This window comes from Oceanobacillus saliphilus (assembly GCF_023522835.1).
Lineage (GTDB): Bacteria > Bacillota > Bacilli > Bacillales > Amphibacillaceae > Oceanobacillus > Oceanobacillus saliphilus.
Genome location: NZ_JALCZU010000014.1, coordinates 12,642 through 29,304 on the forward strand (window position 1 = coordinate 12,642; position 16,663 = coordinate 29,304).

Annotated in this window: 17 protein-coding genes and 1 other annotated feature; all 17 genes read left to right on the forward strand. The window is 40.8% G+C overall.

All coding sequences use genetic code 11. The annotated features are described in order from the left end of the window. The gene (locus MN204_RS18200) at nt 1-402 is read left to right on the forward strand and encodes a Mini-ribonuclease 3 (RefSeq protein ID WP_249872523.1); all 402 of its coding nucleotides are present in this window, start codon (nt 1-3) and stop codon (nt 400-402) included. A 1-nt stretch (nt 403) separates the two neighbouring features. Next, entirely contained in the window at nt 404-1,150 is a 747-nt protein-coding gene (gene rlmB / locus MN204_RS18205; protein WP_249872524.1) for a 23S rRNA (guanosine(2251)-2'-O)-methyltransferase RlmB, read from the forward strand. Continuing rightward, nucleotides 1,150-1,659 (forward strand): NYN domain-containing protein, encoded by a 510-nt coding sequence (locus MN204_RS18210; protein WP_249872525.1) that lies wholly within the window; start codon nt 1,150-1,152, stop codon nt 1,657-1,659. The genes rlmB and MN204_RS18210 overlap by 1 nt, the downstream gene beginning before the upstream one ends. Before the next feature lie 108 nt (nt 1,660-1,767). Next, entirely contained in the window at nt 1,768-2,448 is a 681-nt protein-coding gene (gene sigH / locus MN204_RS18215) for an RNA polymerase sporulation sigma factor SigH (RefSeq protein WP_438804718.1), read from the forward strand. Between the two features lie 115 nt (nt 2,449-2,563). Continuing rightward, complete coding sequence (rpmG, locus tag MN204_RS18220) at nt 2,564-2,713, forward strand: 50S ribosomal protein L33 (RefSeq protein WP_249872527.1); 150 nt, start codon at nt 2,564-2,566, stop codon at nt 2,711-2,713. Between the two features lie 75 nt (nt 2,714-2,788). Continuing rightward, complete coding sequence (secE, locus tag MN204_RS18225) at nt 2,789-2,962, forward strand: preprotein translocase subunit SecE (protein WP_249872528.1); 174 nt, start codon at nt 2,789-2,791, stop codon at nt 2,960-2,962. Nucleotides 2,963-3,172: 210 nt separating this feature from the next. Continuing rightward, nucleotides 3,173-3,709, forward strand: coding sequence for a transcription termination/antitermination protein NusG (gene nusG, locus MN204_RS18230; RefSeq protein ID WP_249872529.1), 537 nt, complete (start codon nt 3,173-3,175; stop codon nt 3,707-3,709). Nucleotides 3,710-3,872: 163 nt separating this feature from the next. Then, complete coding sequence (gene rplK, locus MN204_RS18235; RefSeq protein ID WP_067729195.1) at nt 3,873-4,298, forward strand: 50S ribosomal protein L11; 426 nt, start codon at nt 3,873-3,875, stop codon at nt 4,296-4,298. Between the two features lie 317 nt (nt 4,299-4,615). Beyond that, nucleotides 4,616-5,308: a 50S ribosomal protein L1 gene (gene rplA, locus MN204_RS18240; protein WP_249872530.1), complete on the forward strand. Its 693-nt coding sequence runs from the start codon at nt 4,616-4,618 to the stop codon at nt 5,306-5,308. Nucleotides 5,309-5,357: 49 nt separating this feature from the next. Further along, nucleotides 5,358-5,507 (forward strand) — a sequence feature (ribosomal protein L10 leader region). Nucleotides 5,508-5,566: 59 nt separating this feature from the next. Further along, a complete protein-coding gene (gene rplJ / locus MN204_RS18245) occupies nt 5,567-6,067 on the forward strand; it encodes a 50S ribosomal protein L10 (protein WP_249872531.1) in 501 nt (166 codons plus the stop codon). Nucleotides 6,068-6,121: 54 nt separating this feature from the next. Next, on the forward strand, nt 6,122-6,484 hold the full coding sequence (gene rplL / locus MN204_RS18250) for a 50S ribosomal protein L7/L12 (RefSeq protein ID WP_249872532.1): 363 nt from the start codon (nt 6,122-6,124) through the stop codon (nt 6,482-6,484). Between the two features lie 322 nt (nt 6,485-6,806). Continuing rightward, on the forward strand, nt 6,807-7,409 hold the full coding sequence (locus MN204_RS18255) for a class I SAM-dependent methyltransferase (RefSeq protein ID WP_249872533.1): 603 nt from the start codon (nt 6,807-6,809) through the stop codon (nt 7,407-7,409). A 433-nt stretch (nt 7,410-7,842) separates the two neighbouring features. After that, a complete protein-coding gene (gene rpoB, locus MN204_RS18260) occupies nt 7,843-11,379 on the forward strand; it encodes a DNA-directed RNA polymerase subunit beta (protein WP_249872534.1) in 3,537 nt (1,178 codons plus the stop codon). A 109-nt stretch (nt 11,380-11,488) separates the two neighbouring features. After that, the gene (gene rpoC / locus MN204_RS18265; RefSeq protein WP_249872535.1) at nt 11,489-15,091 is read left to right on the forward strand and encodes a DNA-directed RNA polymerase subunit beta'; all 3,603 of its coding nucleotides are present in this window, start codon (nt 11,489-11,491) and stop codon (nt 15,089-15,091) included. 201 nt (nt 15,092-15,292) lie between these two features. After that, nucleotides 15,293-15,544, forward strand: a complete 252-nt coding sequence (locus MN204_RS18270; protein ID WP_249872536.1) for a 50S ribosomal protein L7ae-like protein — start codon at nt 15,293-15,295, stop codon at nt 15,542-15,544. A 145-nt stretch (nt 15,545-15,689) separates the two neighbouring features. After that, nucleotides 15,690-16,109 (forward strand): 30S ribosomal protein S12, encoded by a 420-nt coding sequence (gene rpsL / locus MN204_RS18275; RefSeq protein ID WP_067729211.1) that lies wholly within the window; start codon nt 15,690-15,692, stop codon nt 16,107-16,109. A gap of 41 nt (nt 16,110-16,150) precedes the next feature. After that, a complete protein-coding gene (rpsG, locus tag MN204_RS18280; protein WP_249872537.1) occupies nt 16,151-16,621 on the forward strand; it encodes a 30S ribosomal protein S7 in 471 nt (156 codons plus the stop codon). Nucleotides 16,622-16,663: the final 42 nt, after the last annotated feature.

Consider the following 16,663-nt stretch of genomic DNA (forward strand, 5'->3'; position numbering starts at 1 on the left):
ATGAAAATGGACGTAAAACAAATGAAAAGCTTAGCCTTGGCATATATGGGCGATGCTATTTATGAGGTTCATGTCCGGGAATACTTGCTTCAAAAAGGGAGCGTAAAGCCTAATCAGCTACACCGGGAAGCTGTTACTTTTGTATCCGGTAAATCCCAGGCAGCTGTGATCCTTCACTGGGTTAATCAGGAAGGTTTTCTCAGTGAGGAAGAAGCAAGTATTGTGTCCCGGGGAAGAAATGCCAAGTCTGGCACGACACCAAAGAATATCAGTGTGCAGACTTATCGCTATAGCACTGCATTCGAAGCACTACTTGGCTACCATTATTTAATGAAGAATGAAGAGCGGCTGAACGAACTCATCGTAACAGCCATTCAATTTGTCGAAGAAAGGAGCGAATAATATGGATCAGGAAATGATTATCGGAAAGAATCCAGTAATGGAAGCATTGAGCTCAGGACGATCAGTTAACAAAGTATTTGTCTCTGAACAATTGAATCCAAATGTGTTAAAAAAGCTAAATCAATTGGCGAGGGAAGCGGGAACAATCGTGCAGAAAGTGCCGAGGTCCAAGCTTGATCAGCTTGATTCCGGAAACCATCAGGGTGTGATAGCTTATGTTGCTTCGTATCAGTACGCATCCATTGAGGATTTGTTCCGCTGTGCAGAAGAAAGGGAAGAAGCTCCGTTTTTCATTATTTTGGATGAACTGGAGGATCCACATAATCTCGGCTCCATTTTAAGAACAGCTGACGCTACAGGTGCACATGGCGTAATTATTCCCAAAAGACGCTCCGTAGGTTTAACCGCTACGGTTGCCAAAACAGCAGCCGGTGCAATGGAGCATATTCCTGTAACAAGAGTGACGAATATAGCAAACACAATTGATGAATTGAAAGAAAGAAATATATGGGTAGTAGGAACCGAGGCGGAAGCAACGGAAGACTTTCGCAAACTGGATGGCAGCTTGCCAATAGCGCTGGTCATCGGAAATGAAGGAAAGGGCATAAGCAGACTTGTTCGCAAAAAATGTGACTGGACAGTAAGCCTCCCAATGAAGGGGAAGGTCTCTTCTTTAAATGCCTCTGTAGCTTGTAGTCTGTTATTGTACGAGGTCTACCGAAAAAGGTATCCACTTGGTGATGCATAATGGTGGTTCTTATTGTAGATGGATACAATATTATAGGTGCATGGGATGAATTACAAGGACTCAAGGAAAAAGAAATCGGACAGGCCCGTGACCGGTTGATTGAAATGATGGCGGAATATCAGGCCTATTCCGCCCACCGCGTAATTATTGTCTTTGACGCCTATTATGTTAAAGGCATAGCAAGTAAGTTTAACCAATATAACGTTGAAATTATTTTTACGAAAGAAAAGGAAACAGCGGACGAATGTATTGAAAAACTTGTAAAAAAAATAAAAAATATTAAAACTCAAGTTTATGTAGCTACTTCCGATTATGCCGAACAGCGTACCATTTTCGGACAGGGGGCACTACGGAAATCTGCTAGGGAATTGCTTATTGATATGTCGGATATAGAGCGTGAAATCAAGGCCAGCATTGAGGTTCATAAGCAAGAACAGAAACATTCGAAAATCGATTTGGACCAGGAAATTCTGGAGAAATTTGAAAAGATGAGAAGAGGAGAAAAATAGCATAAAAGTTTGACTTTTGTGCTATTTCGACATTTTCCGTCATGTAATCGCTTATCATCGTATATTGACGCCAAAGAAATCCTTACTGTATAATATTTCCTAAAGCGATTGTCGGGTAGTTGGGAGGCGAGCTTGGTGAATGTTGGGCAAATAATAAATACAGGCGAGAAAGTTAGAGACAAACTTGATGATAACGATTTGCTGCAACTGGTTCGTGAAGGGGATAGCCAGGCCTTGGATATACTGATCCATAGATACATAAATTTTGTTAGGGCAAAAGCGCGGACTTATTTTCTGGTCGGTGCCGATAAGGAGGATATCATTCAGGAAGGAATGATAGGTCTCTATAAAGCTATTCGTGATTACGATGGAAGCAAGCTGTCTTCGTTTAAGGCGTTTGCCGAGCTATGTGTAACGCGGCAAATTATCACTGCCATAAAAACGGCAACTAGACAGAAGCATATTCCGCTCAATTCCTATATTTCGTTGGACAAGCCTATTTATGACGAGGAATCGGATCGTACTTTACTGGACATAATAGGGGGATCAAAAGAAATTGACCCACAGGAACTGCTTATTAACCAGGAAGATTACGGTAATATGGAACATAAATTATCTGAATTGTTAAGCGAGTTGGAAAAACAGGTCTTGCATTTATATTTGGACGGCAGAACCTATCAGGAAATTTCCGTGAGTTTAAACAGACATGTCAAATCCATTGACAATGCCCTTCAGCGCGTCAAAAGAAAGTTGGAGCAGGTGATGGAAGCGGATGGTGTGAAGTTATGACGAAAAGTGAAAAATTCACCAGCAACATATTGCGGCATCTGACAGGGCGTTGACACAATATGGCAACCGTGCTACATTTATAAGAGTGAAAATACCCTACACTAGGGGTGATATAATGAGTAATAAAATAACTTTATCGTGTGCAATTTGTTCAAGCAGGAATTATTCCACTAATAAAAATGTATCGACAAAATCTACAAGATTAGAAGTAAACAAATATTGTAAGACATGTGGGAAACATACATTGCATCGCGAGACAAAATAAAGGTAACAAGGATTCATCATTAACTTCTGTATGTTGGTTGAAATTGAGAGTTAGGTAGGTTCGGGGGGTACAAGCATGTTTAAATTTCTGAAGAATGTCTCCAGAGAGATGAAAAAAGTCAGCTGGCCAAAAGGTAAAGAACTAACAAATTATACGATTATTGTTATTTCGACTGTTATTTTTGTTGCACTGTTCTTTTTTGCTGTCGATCTTGGGATAACACAGATTTTAAATGCATTTTTTGAATAATTGAGCTATAATATAGCTATACTGAAAAAATGATATTCCTTTTATAAAACCCGGAGAAAAACGGGTTTTTTAATATTGGGTGAAAATGTTATTCTGCAGGATGCAAGTCGGTTCGGTGTTGCAATGCTGAATGTGGCTGTCTTACTAGAGTTGATTTATAAATAATTATCTCTGCAAGGGAGGGAAGGACAAGGCATTGTCCTGAAATTAATGGAGAAGAATTGGTATGTGGTTCATACGTATTCCGGATACGAGAACAAAGTAAAAATGAATCTGGAAAAAAGAGTGGAAACGATGGGAATGGAAGATAAAATCTTCCGTGTTATTGTTCCAGAAGACGAAGAAACAGAAATAAAAAACGGTAAGAAAAAAGTAACAAAGAAAAAATCATTCCCTGGTTATGTATTAACGGAAATGATCATGACTGATGACTCCTGGTATGTAGTAAGAAATACGCCGGGTGTAACAGGATTTGTCGGTTCAAGTGGCCATGGTGCGAAGCCGACACCACTGATGCCTGGTGAAATTGATGCAGTGCTAAAACGCATGGGTGTCGCAGCGCCAACTGTTCAGTTAGACTTTGAAATGAAGGAAAATGTGAGAGTGGCTGACGGTCCATTTACTGATTTCACTGGTACAATTGAACATATTGATATAGACAAACAGAAAGTAAAAGTCCACGTAAACATGTTCGGCAGAGAGACTCCGGTTGAACTGGATTTTTCACAAGTCGAAAAGCTTTCCTAAAAAAATGTACGGTGGAACCTTGCATTATTTTCTGATACATGGTAAAATTCTTTTGTTATTCATGCCCTGTTAAAGGTGCATTTGTAAATAGGAGTGGGAGGGTATCCAAAACAATTACAGGACCCTATTACCACATCACGGACTTTAAGGAGGTGTGTGTCTCGTGGCTAAAAAAGTAATCAAATTAGTTAAATTGCAAATCCCAGCTGGAAAAGCTAATCCAGCACCGCCAGTAGGACCGGCGCTAGGTCAAGCAGGTGTTAACATCATGGGATTCTGTAAAGAATTCAATGCTCGTACACAAGAACAAGCGGGTTTAATTATCCCTGTTGAAATTACGGTATTTGAAGACCGTTCATTTACATTTATTACTAAAACTCCGCCGGCAGCTGTTCTCTTGAAGAAAGCAGCAGGCATCGAGTCAGGTTCTGGTGAACCGAACAAGAATAAAGTCGCAACAGTAAAACGCGATAAAGTAAAAGAAATTGCAGAAACTAAAATGCCTGATTTAAACGCCGCTGATGTAGAAGCAGCGATGCGCATGGTTGAAGGAACTGCACGCAGCATGGGAATTACAATCGAGGACTAATAGCAAAAGCGTAAGCGGTCGTTTAAGGTCGTGGAAACTGGAGGAAGCCCCCGGAGAAAAAGGGAACACTCTGTGAACGCAGTGAGCAGATGTTGACTTATCTTACAAAGGAATTCCGAAGATTCGCAGACCCTGACCGCTGCTGCTTAAATTGTTACTTCGAAAAAATAAATACGGTACAGGTTGCGGTTGGGTAACCATTCGCAACCTTTTTCGTGAATGTGATGGCGTATAGTGCATTACAGGATTTATAAAAGCCAGGTGCTTTTATAAGTGGGAGGTATTACCGTTATAACCACAATAGAGGAGGAAATAAAATGGCAAAAAGAGGTAAGAAATTTCAAGAATCTGCTAAGCTTGTTGATCGTACAATAACGTATGAAGTAAAAGAAGCGATAGCACTTGCAAAGCAAACAGCAAAAGCTAATTTTGATGAAACGGTTGAAGCTGCATTCCGTCTTGGAGTAGATCCAAAGAAAGCAGACCAACAAATCCGCGGAGCTTTTGTTTTGCCACACGGAACAGGTAAAACACAACGTGTGCTTGTATTCGCAAAAGGTGAAAAAGCAAAAGAAGCAGAAGCAGCTGGAGCAGATTTCGTAGGAGAAGCGGAATTCATCGAAAAAATCAACAAAGGTTGGTTTGATTTCGATGTAATCGTAGCAACTCCTGATATGATGGCTGAAGTTGGTAAGCTTGGACGAGTACTTGGACCAAAAGGACTTATGCCAAACCCTAAAACTGGAACAGTTACTTTCGAAGTAGAAAAAGCTGTTAAAGATATTAAAGCTGGTAAAGTCGAATACCGTGTAGATAAGTCTGCAAATATCCATGTTCCAATTGGGAAAATTTCATTTGAAGATGAAAAATTGGTTGAAAACTTCGTAGCACTTACAGAACAACTTGTAAAAGTTAAACCACAAGCTTCTAAAGGTGTATACATGAAGAATGTTTCAATTGCATCTACAATGGGACCTGGAATTAAAGTTGACGTATCTAGTTTTCGTTAATTAGGTATTGACTTTTCATGGAGCTTTCGTTATACTAAACTCCGTTATGTAAATCGAATACGTTATACCGTAGACAGCAGGGGCGATCAAACGCTTAATCAACCTGCCGAGGTGTTTATAAACAGATGAGATGATTCGAAAGATTTCCATTTGTTATATGAAGCTCCCATGTCTACATGGGAGCTTTTTGCTTCGTCTGCCAAAACTTTCGGATTTCGAACGGTGTAATGATAGTGAATATCTATAGGAGGTGGAACAATGTCTGGAATAATTGAAAAGAAAAAACAAGTGGTTGATGAAATCACAGAGAAATTCCGTGCGAGTCAAACTGCAGTAGTAGTTGATTACCGTGGACTTGATGTATCAGAAGTTACTGCACTACGTAAAGAGCTTCGCGACGCAGGGATCGAATTTAAAGTTTACAAAAACACGATGGCCCGCCGTGCGGTTGAAGCTATTGAACTAAATGACCTTAACGAGGTACTGGTAGGACCAACAGCAATCGCATTCAGTAATGATGATGTAGTAGCTCCTGCAAGAATTCTAAATAACTTCGCGAAAGCACACGATGCTTTAGAAATCAAAGGTGGCGTAATTGAAGGTAAAGTAGCGAGCCTTGAGCAAATTAAAGAGCTTGCCGATCTTCCAAACTACGAAGGTATGGTATCGATGCTGCTTAGCGTACTTCAAGCACCTATCCGTAACTTTGCTTATGTTACAAAAGCAATTGCAGAACAAAAAGAAGAACAAGGCGCATAATTTGTGTCTCGAATAAAACGATATTAAATTAAAATTATTAGGAGGAAATATATCATGACTAAAGAAGAAATGATTGGCGCAATCAAAGAAATGTCAGTATTGGAATTAAATGATTTAGTTAAAGCAATTGAAGAAGAATTTGGAGTAACTGCTGCTGCACCAGTAGCTGCTGCAGGTGCTGCAGGTGGAGCTGTTGAAGCAGAACAAACTGAATTTGATGTAGTACTAACAGGTGCTGGACAATCTAAAATCAAAGTTGTTAAAGCTGTTCGTGAAATCACTGGTCTTGGTCTTAAAGACGCAAAAGACATGGTTGATAACGCACCAAAAGCAATTAAAGAAGGCGTAGCTAAAGAAGAAGCTGAAGAAGTTAAAGCTAAACTTGAAGAAGCTGGCGCATCTGTAGAAGTTAAATAATCAAGTTTATAAATATAGGAGCTCGTCGTATTCTCGGCGGGCTCTTTATCACGAATTTCCACCAAGTCTAACTTTTTGGAAAGACGACTGACAATAATTGCCGCATATTCGGAATGAAAAAATATACTTTACCTCACATTGTTTGGAATAAGGGCTTTTTTTCTGACTGGTGCGGCATTATTCATTTGTTTAAATGTCTATAAGTTAATCACTAAGGTTTTTTTTCGAAAGATTACGTTGTTAATTATAAATTGTTTTAGTGAGAGCGTTAAGCTTTCCTAGTCTTCTGAATTCCAAATACAAAGTCAAAGTAGGTGCCCATATGTCTGAGCATTACTTTTCCAATAAACCTCAATCTAAAACTTCACCAAGGACATGGACATATCAATTAAGAGGAAAAGAATATACGTTTACAAGTGATGTGGGTGTTTTTTCCAAAAACGAAGTGGACTTCGGCTCCAGGCTTTTAATAGAAAAATTTCGTGTGCCGGGAATTTCCGGTGATTTACTGGACCTGGGATGTGGATACGGCCCGATTGGGATAGCGTTAGCGGATGATTTTGAAGATCGCTCCGTAGTTATGGCAGATGTGAATGAGCGCGCATTAGAGCTTGCTGAAAAGAACGCTTCTATTAATAAAGTTAAAAATATATCTGTAATCAAGAGTGACGGCTTTTCTAATCTAATGGACAGGAAATTCGCGGCAATCATTACGAACCCGCCGATCAGAGCCGGAAAACAAGTTGTCCATCAAATGTTTGAGGAATCGAAAACAGCTCTATTGCCCGCCGGTGAGCTATGGGTTGTTATTCAAAAGAAGCAAGGCGCCCCTTCTGCTATGGAAAAGATAAAGAATCGATTCGGAAATGTTGAAGTTATTGCGAAAAATAAAGGTTACTATATATTGCGCGCGTTAAACAATTGACCGAGGAAAATTAATATGATAAGATTGGAAGATGGTAACATGGGGATTCTTATGTCAAGAGAATTTTTCGTGAAACAGGAACGTATATTTCATAAGCTAACGGCAACACTGGTATAATCGAAGAAAAGGAAGGTTTTTAATTAAGCCTTTTTTCTAGTTTACCAAAATATTTGCTATCTGTACATCTCAAAATTTGTTTGCTGTTGATAATATAAAAGCACTCTATGAATAAATCACGGAAGTGCGGTGTTCTTGATATTGCCAAATAGAGGATTCGTTTTCAAAGGTTTGTCCAGCTTACAGTTGGATGGCCGTAAGTGAAGTATGTTAGTTTCGAAAACAAAGCCGGAATTCATCCGGTGCTGTTTTTTCTAAATATGATAAGCATTTTGTTTAAAAACTACCAAAATGTATGATTTAAGGGGTGAAGCAGTTGACAGGTCAACTAGTTCAGTATGGACGGCACCGAAAACGCAGGAGCTATGCACGTATCAGTGAGGTGTTGGAATTACCAAACCTAATCGAAATCCAAACCGCTTCTTATGAATGGTTTTTAGAAGAAGGTTTGAGAGAAATGTTTGCGGATATTTCTCCGATTGAAGATTTTACGGGGAACCTATCACTTGAATTTGTTGATTACAGTTTAGGTGAGCCAAAATATCCTGTAGATGAATCAAAGGAAAGAGATGTCACCTACAATGCTCCGCTTCGCGTGAAGGTTCGTTTAATCAATAATGAAACCGGTGAAGTGAAAGAACAGGAAGTATTTATGGGGGATTTCCCACTTATGACAGATACTGGAACGTTTATTATCAATGGGGCTGAACGTGTTATCGTTTCGCAGCTCGTGCGTTCACCTAGTGTCTATTTTAATAAAAAAATTGATAAAAACGGAAAACGCGGTATCGCTGCAACTGTAATACCAAACCGTGGTGCATGGCTAGAATTTGAAACAGATGCCAAAGATGTTGCATATGTCCGTATTGACCGTACACGTAAATTGCCAATCACCGTGTTATTAAGAGCTCTTGGCTTTGGTTCAGATCAAGAAATCGTTGATCTGCTTGGGGAAAATGAATACTTAAGAAATACGCTTGAAAAAGATAACACAGAAACAACTGAAAAGGCGTTACTGGAAATCTATGAGCGTCTACGTCCTGGTGAGCCACCTACAGTGGATAATGCGAGAAGTTTACTGGTCTCTCGATTCTTTGACCCTAAACGTTATGACCTTGCACATGTAGGCCGTTATAAAATGAACAAAAAACTTCATATAAAAAACAGACTGTTTAATCAAGTTCTTGCTGAATCGGTAGTAGATCCCGAAACTGGTGAGGTGCTTGCGGAAAAAGGCCAAAGACTTGAACGTAAGCTATTGGATAAAATCCTTCCGTACATGGAAAGAGAGGAAGATCGTTTTGGAGAACGGGTAATCGAACTTCATGACGGTGTTCTGGAAGAGGAAATCACTGTTCAGTCTGTCAAAATCATGGACCCAACTGATCCTAACGGCGAACGTGAATTAACCGTTATTGGAAATGGCGGAGTGACAAAAGAAATAAAAAACATTACTCCAGCCGACATTCTGTCATCCATCAGTTATTTCTTTAACCTGCTTTACACGGTTGGAGATACAGATGATATCGATCACCTGGGTAACCGTCGTCTTCGCTCTGTTGGTGAATTACTGCAAAATCAATTCCGTATTGGTTTATCCCGTATGGAACGTGTCGTTCGTGAAAGAATGTCCATTCAGGATACATCAAGTGTTACACCACAGCAGTTGATTAACATACGTCCGGTTATTGCATCCATTAAGGAATTCTTTGGAAGTTCCCAGTTATCTCAGTTTATGGATCAAACGAATCCATTGGGAGAACTGACGCATAAACGTCGTCTATCTGCATTAGGACCTGGTGGTTTGACACGTGAACGAGCTGGGTTTGAAGTCCGAGATGTTCACTACTCCCACTATGGTCGTATGTGTCCGATTGAAACACCTGAGGGACCAAACATCGGTTTGATCAACTCGTTGTCAAGTTATGCAAAAGTGAACAAGTTTGGATTCATTGAGTCACCATATCGTCGGGTTGACCCGGAGACTGGTATCGTAACGAACCAAATTGATTATTTGACAGCAGATGAACAAGATAATTACATCGTTGCACAGGCGAACGCTCCTTTAGACGATGATAATAAATTTGTGAACGAAGAAGTAATCGCACGTTTCCGGGAAGATAATATTATCGTTTCCCGCGATAAAATTGATTATATGGATGTATCACCTAAACAGGTGGTCTCCGCAGCGACAGCTTGTATTCCGTTCCTTGAAAATGATGACTCCAACCGTGCATTGATGGGTGCAAACATGCAGCGTCAGGCTGTTCCATTATTGAATCCTGAAGCTCCTATCGTAGGTACGGGTATGGAATACGTTAACGGGAAAGACTCTGGTGCGGCAGTTATTTGTAGGGCCGACGGGGTTGTGGAACGTGTAGAAGCGAAAGAGATCCTTGTGCGCCGTGTTTCCGTCGTGGACGGTAAAGAAGTGCAAGGGGACGTAGAAAGTTATAAATTGCAAAAGTACAAACGTTCCAACCAAGGAACGAGTTATAATCAGCGTCCAATCGTAAGTGAAGGTGATCGTGTAACAAAAGGCGAAGTACTTGCTGATGGACCTTCGATGGAAGATGGAGAGTTGGCACTGGGTCGTAACGTTCTCGTTGGATTTATGACGTGGGAAGGTTACAACTATGAGGATGCCATTATCATGAGTGAAAGACTTGTTAAAGATGATGTCTATACTTCGATCCATATTGAAGAATTTGAATCAGAAGCTCGCGATACAAAGCTTGGACCGGAAGAAATCACCCGCGATATTCCAAATGTTGGTGAAGATGCACTGAAAAATCTTGATGAGCAGGGAATTATCCGTATCGGTGCAGAAGTGACTGACGGTGATATTCTTGTAGGGAAAGTTACTCCTAAAGGGGTTACGGAACTATCTGCAGAGGAAAGATTATTACATGCTATCTTCGGTGAAAAAGCGCGTGAAGTACGTGATACGTCATTACGTGTTCCACATGGTGGGGGCGGAATTGTTCTTGATGTTAAAATCTTCAACCGTGAAGATGGAGACGAACTGCCACCAGGTGTTAACCAATTGGTGCGTGCGTACATTGTACAAAAACGTAAAATCCATGAAGGCGATAAAATGGCTGGTCGTCACGGTAATAAAGGGGTTATCTCCAAAATTTTACCGGAAGAAGACATGCCGTTCTTACCAGATGGTACACCAATCGACATCATGCTTAACCCACTAGGGGTTCCGTCACGTATGAACATCGGACAAGTGTTTGAGTTGCATCTAGGGATGGCAGCAAGACAACTAGGCATTCATGTGGCGAGTCCAGTATTTGATGGAGCAACAGAAGATGATGTTTGGGAAACACTTGATGAAGCCGGTATGCCTAGGGATGCAAAAACAATCCTTTATGATGGAAGAAGCGGAGAAGCATTTGATAACCGTATATCTGTTGGTGTTATGTATATGATTAAACTTGCGCATATGGTTGATGATAAACTTCACGCCCGTTCAACAGGACCATATTCACTTGTTACACAGCAACCACTTGGTGGTAAAGCACAATTCGGTGGACAGCGCTTTGGTGAAATGGAAGTTTGGGCACTTGAGGCCTATGGAGCAGCATATACACTGCAGGAAATCCTGACGGTGAAATCCGATGATACGGTTGGACGTGTGAAAACATACGAAGCAATCGTTAAAGGGGATAATGTTCCTGAACCAGGTGTTCCAGAGTCGTTCAAAGTTCTTATCAAAGAATTGCAAAGTCTTGGAATGGACGTTAAAATGCTTTCCAGTGATGAGCAGGAAATCGATATGCGTGAATTGGAAGAAGAGGAAGTTCAGGCTGCCACGAAGCTGAACATAGATGTAGAAGAAAATTAAATAAATCAATTGCAGAATCGGTTCGTTAAGCGGACCATTCTGCAACTAGCATATAATTTTTACATGGATCCAGTGGTAAAATCGCACATTATAAAGGGAGGATTGCCCCTTGTTGGATGTAAATAATTTTGAGTATATGAAAATCGGGCTTGCTTCACCGGAAAAGATTCGTTCTTGGTCATATGGTGAGGTTAAAAAGCCGGAAACAATTAACTATCGTACATTGAAACCGGAAAAAGACGGTTTGTTCTGTGAAAGAATTTTTGGACCGCAAAAAGACTGGGAATGTCATTGTGGGAAATACAAACGTGTACGTTACAAAGGTGTCGTTTGTGATCGTTGTGGAGTGGAAGTAACAAAAGCGAAAGTCCGCCGGGAAAGAATGGGACACATCGAACTTGCTGCTCCAGTATCACATATTTGGTACTTTAAGGGCATTCCTAGCCGTATGGGACTTGTACTTGACATGTCACCGCGTGCATTGGAAGAAGTTATCTATTTTGCTGCTTACATCGTAACGGACCCGGGGAATACACCTTTAGAGAAAAAACAGCTGTTGTCCGAAAAGGAATTTCGTACCTATTATGATAAGTACGGTAATACGTTTAAAGCGCAAATGGGTGCTGAAGCTATCCGTAAGCTTCTTCAGGATATCGACCTTGATAAAGAGGTTGATGCACTGAGAGAAGAGTTGAAAAGTGCTCAAGGACAACGAAGAACAAGAGCAATCAAACGTTTGGAAGTAATGGAAGCTTTCCGTCATTCAGGTAATGATACAAGCTGGATGGTGTTGGATGTTCTTCCTGTTATACCACCGGAAATCCGTCCAATGGTACAGCTTGATGGAGGAAGATTTGCCACTTCTGATTTAAATGATTTATACCGTAGAGTAATCAACCGTAATAACCGTCTAAAAAGATTATTGGATCTAGGTGCACCAAGCATCATCGTTCAAAATGAAAAACGTATGCTTCAGGAAGCGGTTGACGCATTAATCGATAATGGCCGCCGTGGTCGTCCGGTAACAGGACCAGGTAATAGACCATTAAAATCATTGTCGCATATGCTAAAAGGGAAGCAAGGTCGTTTCCGTCAAAACTTGCTTGGAAAACGTGTGGATTATTCTGGGCGTTCCGTAATTGTTGTAGGTCCCAACCTTAAAATGTATCAATGTGGACTCCCAAGAGAGATGGCTCTGGAGCTCTTCAAACCATTTATCATGAAAGAACTTGTGGCCAGAGGGCTTGCTCATAACATTAAATCTGCAAAGCGCAAAATTGAACGTGTACATCCAGATGTCTGGGATGTGCTTGAAGATGTAATCAAAGAGCATCCGGTCTTACTTAACCGTGCACCTACATTGCACAGATTGGGTATTCAGGCATTTGAACCGACGTTGGTTGACGGTCGTGCAATTCGTTTGCATCCATTAGTATGTACAGCATACAACGCCGACTTCGATGGTGACCAAATGGCTGTTCACGTTCCACTTGGAGCAGAAGCACAGGCTGAAGCTAGAATCCTAATGCTTGCCGCACAAAACATTTTGAATCCAAAAGATGGTAAACCAGTTGTTACACCATCACAGGATATGGTATTGGGTAACTATTATCTGACACTGGAACGTGAGAAAGCAGTTGGTGAAGGAAGTATCTTCAAAGATGCCAATGAGGCTATGACTGCCTATCAAAACGGCTATGCACACCTGCATACGAGAGTAGCAGTGCAAGCTTCCAGTCTAAATAATAAGACGTTTACCGAAAAGCAAAATTCACAATTGCTACTTACAACTGTAGGTAAGTTAATATTTAACGAAATATTACCTGATTCCTTCCCTTATATTAACGAACCGACCAAAGTGAATCTGGAAGAAAAAACGCCAGAAGTCTATTTTGTAGAACGCGGAACGGATATTAGAGAAGAAATCAAAAATCGCGAATTGGTAAAACCGTTCAAAAAAGGTTTTCTAGGTGATATTATTGCTGCAGTATTCAAACAATTTAAGATTACAGAAACATCCAGAATGCTTGACCGCATGAAAGACTTGGGATTCAGCTATTCAACTAAAGCGGGTATGACCGTTGGTATCTCAGATATCGTAGTATTGGCTGAAAAACAAGGAATTCTTGATGAAGCGCAATCCAAGGTGGATAACGTACTCAAACAGTTCCGTCGTGGTTTAATCACGGAAGAGGAGCGTTATGAGAGGGTTATATCCATTTGGACACAGGCAAAAGATGTTATTCAAAATAAATTGATGGATTCCTTAAGCAACCGCAACCCTATCTTCATGATGAGTGATTCGGGTGCAAGGGGTAATGCGTCCAACTTTACGCAGCTTGCTGGTATGCGTGGACTAATGGCCGATCCGTCTGGTAAGATCATTGAGATTCCAATTAAATCAAGTTTCCGTGAAGGTTTAACGGTATTGGAATACTTTATTTCCACTCACGGAGCGCGTAAAGGTCTTGCCGATACAGCTCTGAAAACAGCGGATTCGGGTTACCTGACAAGGCGTCTAGTAGATGTTGCACAGGATGTCATTATTCGCGAGGAAGATTGCGGTACCGATCGAGGGCTGCCAGTATCTGCATTGGTGGATGGCTCTGAAGTTATCGAGCCTTTATTCGACCGATTAATCGGAAGAACTGCTTTCATTACTGCGAAACATCCTGAAACAGGAAAAGTTATTGTATCGAAAAATGAATTGATTTCCGAAGATCAAGCGAAAGAAATTATTGAAGCTGGTATTGAAGAGGTAACCATTCGTACTGCATTTACATGTAATACGAAACACGGGGTTTGCCAGAAATGTTATGGTCGCAACCTGGCAACGGGAGCCGATGTTGAAGTTGGAGAAGCTGTTGGTATTATCGCAGCCCAATCAATCGGTGAACCTGGTACACAGTTGACAATGCGTACATTCCATACTGGTGGGGTTGCCGGAGATGATATTACACAAGGTTTACCGCGTATCCAAGAATTATTTGAAGCGCGTAATCCAAAAGGTCAGGCAGTTATTACTGAAATTGCCGGTTCCGTTCTGGAAGTTAAAGAAGTTAAAGATAAACAGGAAATTGTTATACAAGGTGAAGTGGAACAACGCAATTATGCAGTTCCATATAATGCCCGTATAAAAGTTTCCATCGGTGAAGAAGTAGTAGCGGGTCAGGAGCTCACAGAGGGTTCTGTTGATCCAAAAGAACTCTTGCGTATTAAAGGTGTTGAAGGCGTCCAGGATTACCTGCTTCGTGAAGTTCAACGCGTATACCGTATGCAAGGGGTAGAAATTGGTGATAAGCACGTAGAAGTAATGGTTCGACAAATGCTTCGTAAAGTTAGGGTTGTTTCGGCAGGGAACACGGAAGTACTACCAGGTTCATTACTTGAGCTGCACCAATTTAAAGATGCAAACCATTCCGTGCTTAACAGTGGTGGAGAGCCTGCAACAGGACGTCCAGTACTCTTGGGTATTACAAAGGCTTCCCTAGAAACAGATTCATTCCTTTCCGCAGCGTCGTTCCAGGAAACAACGCGTGTTCTTACCGATGCGGCAATCAAAGGAAAACGAGACGAACTGCTTGGACTTAAAGAAAATGTTATCATTGGAAAACTAGTTCCGGCAGGTACCGGTATGCCACAATATCGAAACATTAAAGTTGGCATGGACAAACCGGAAACAGTGGAAGAAGAAATAGAGACAGTACAATAACAACAATCCCTATGCAAGGCGCAGGCGGCATGTAAATGTTGCCTGCGTTAGGCGGGATTTAGGATATTGTAAAAAAAGTTTAACAAGAAAAAAGTCGGAAGCACTAAAAAAATAGTCTAATATATATTGACATAAAAAATATAGAATGGTACTATATTCAAGGTGCTTCCGATTATACTTGTTACTTTGGAGGATACTCGGATGTCTTATGAAAAAGTGACAAAAGCAAGGTCGCGTATAATCATTGGGACAAAGCAGACACTTAAAGCTATGAGAAATAGCGAAATAAGTGAAGTCGTTATTGCCGATGATGCTGACAGGCAAATAACACAAAAAGTAGTCAGTTTGGCAATTGAACTAGGTATACCTTGCCAGCATGTGGATTCTATGAAAAAACTCGGTGCCGCTTGCGGTATAAAGGTTGGCGCAACTACAGCTGCGCTCAGGAAATAAACGTTTTGACGTCGTTAATGATTGTCGAAGCATTATTTTTTACCAAAAGATGAACCACCTGGATGTGTGGGTTTACAATCGGTGTTCAGAAAATCTGATTGCTGTTTTAAATTAAAGATATAAACCAAGAAGGGAGGACATAAAAATGCCTACAATTAATCAGTTAGTACGCAAAGGACGCGTAAGCAAAACAAGAAAGTCTGATTCTCCAGCACTTAACAAAGGTTACAACAGTTTCAAAAAGAGACTTACTGACCAAAGTTCTCCACAAAAACGTGGTGTATGTACTCGTGTTGGTACATTGACTCCAAAAAAACCGAACTCTGCACTTCGTAAATATGCACGTGTTCGCTTGTCAAACAACATGGAAGTAACTGCATACATTCCAGGTATCGGACACAACCTGCAAGAACACAGTGTTGTACTTATCCGTGGTGGTCGTGTAAAAGATTTACCAGGGGTACGTTACCACATCGTTCGTGGTGCGCTTGATACTGCTGGAGTAGACGGACGTATGCAAGGCCGTTCTAAATACGGAACTAAAAAACCAAAAGAAAAAAAATAACACACTAAAAATAATATAGAATAGGAAAGGAGGATACTAATATGCCTCGTAAAGGACCAGTACCAAAACGTGATGTATTGCCAGATCCGCTTTATAATTCAAAATTAGTAACTCGTTTAATCAATCAAATTATGATTGATGGTAAACGTGGGAAAGCACAGAAAATCCTTTATAATGCGTTTGGACTTGTTGCTGAAAGAAGTGGACAGAACGCAATGGAAGTTTTTGAGCAAGCTATGAAAAACGTAATGCCTGTACTTGAAGTTCGTGCCCGCCGTGTAGGTGGATCAAACTACCAAGTGCCAGTTGAGGTTCGCCCTGAACGTCGTCAGGCATTAGGATTGCGTTATATCGTTAACTATTCACGTCTTCGTGGAGAAAAAACGATGGAAGAACGCCTTGCTAATGAAATTCTTGATGCTTCTAACAACACAGGAGCTGCTGTTAAGAAACGTGAAGATATGCATAAAATGGCAGAAGCGAACAAAGCATTCGCTCACTACCGCTGGTAATATTAGAAAACTTGGCGAAAGGCTAAGCTTTTGGGCGAATGC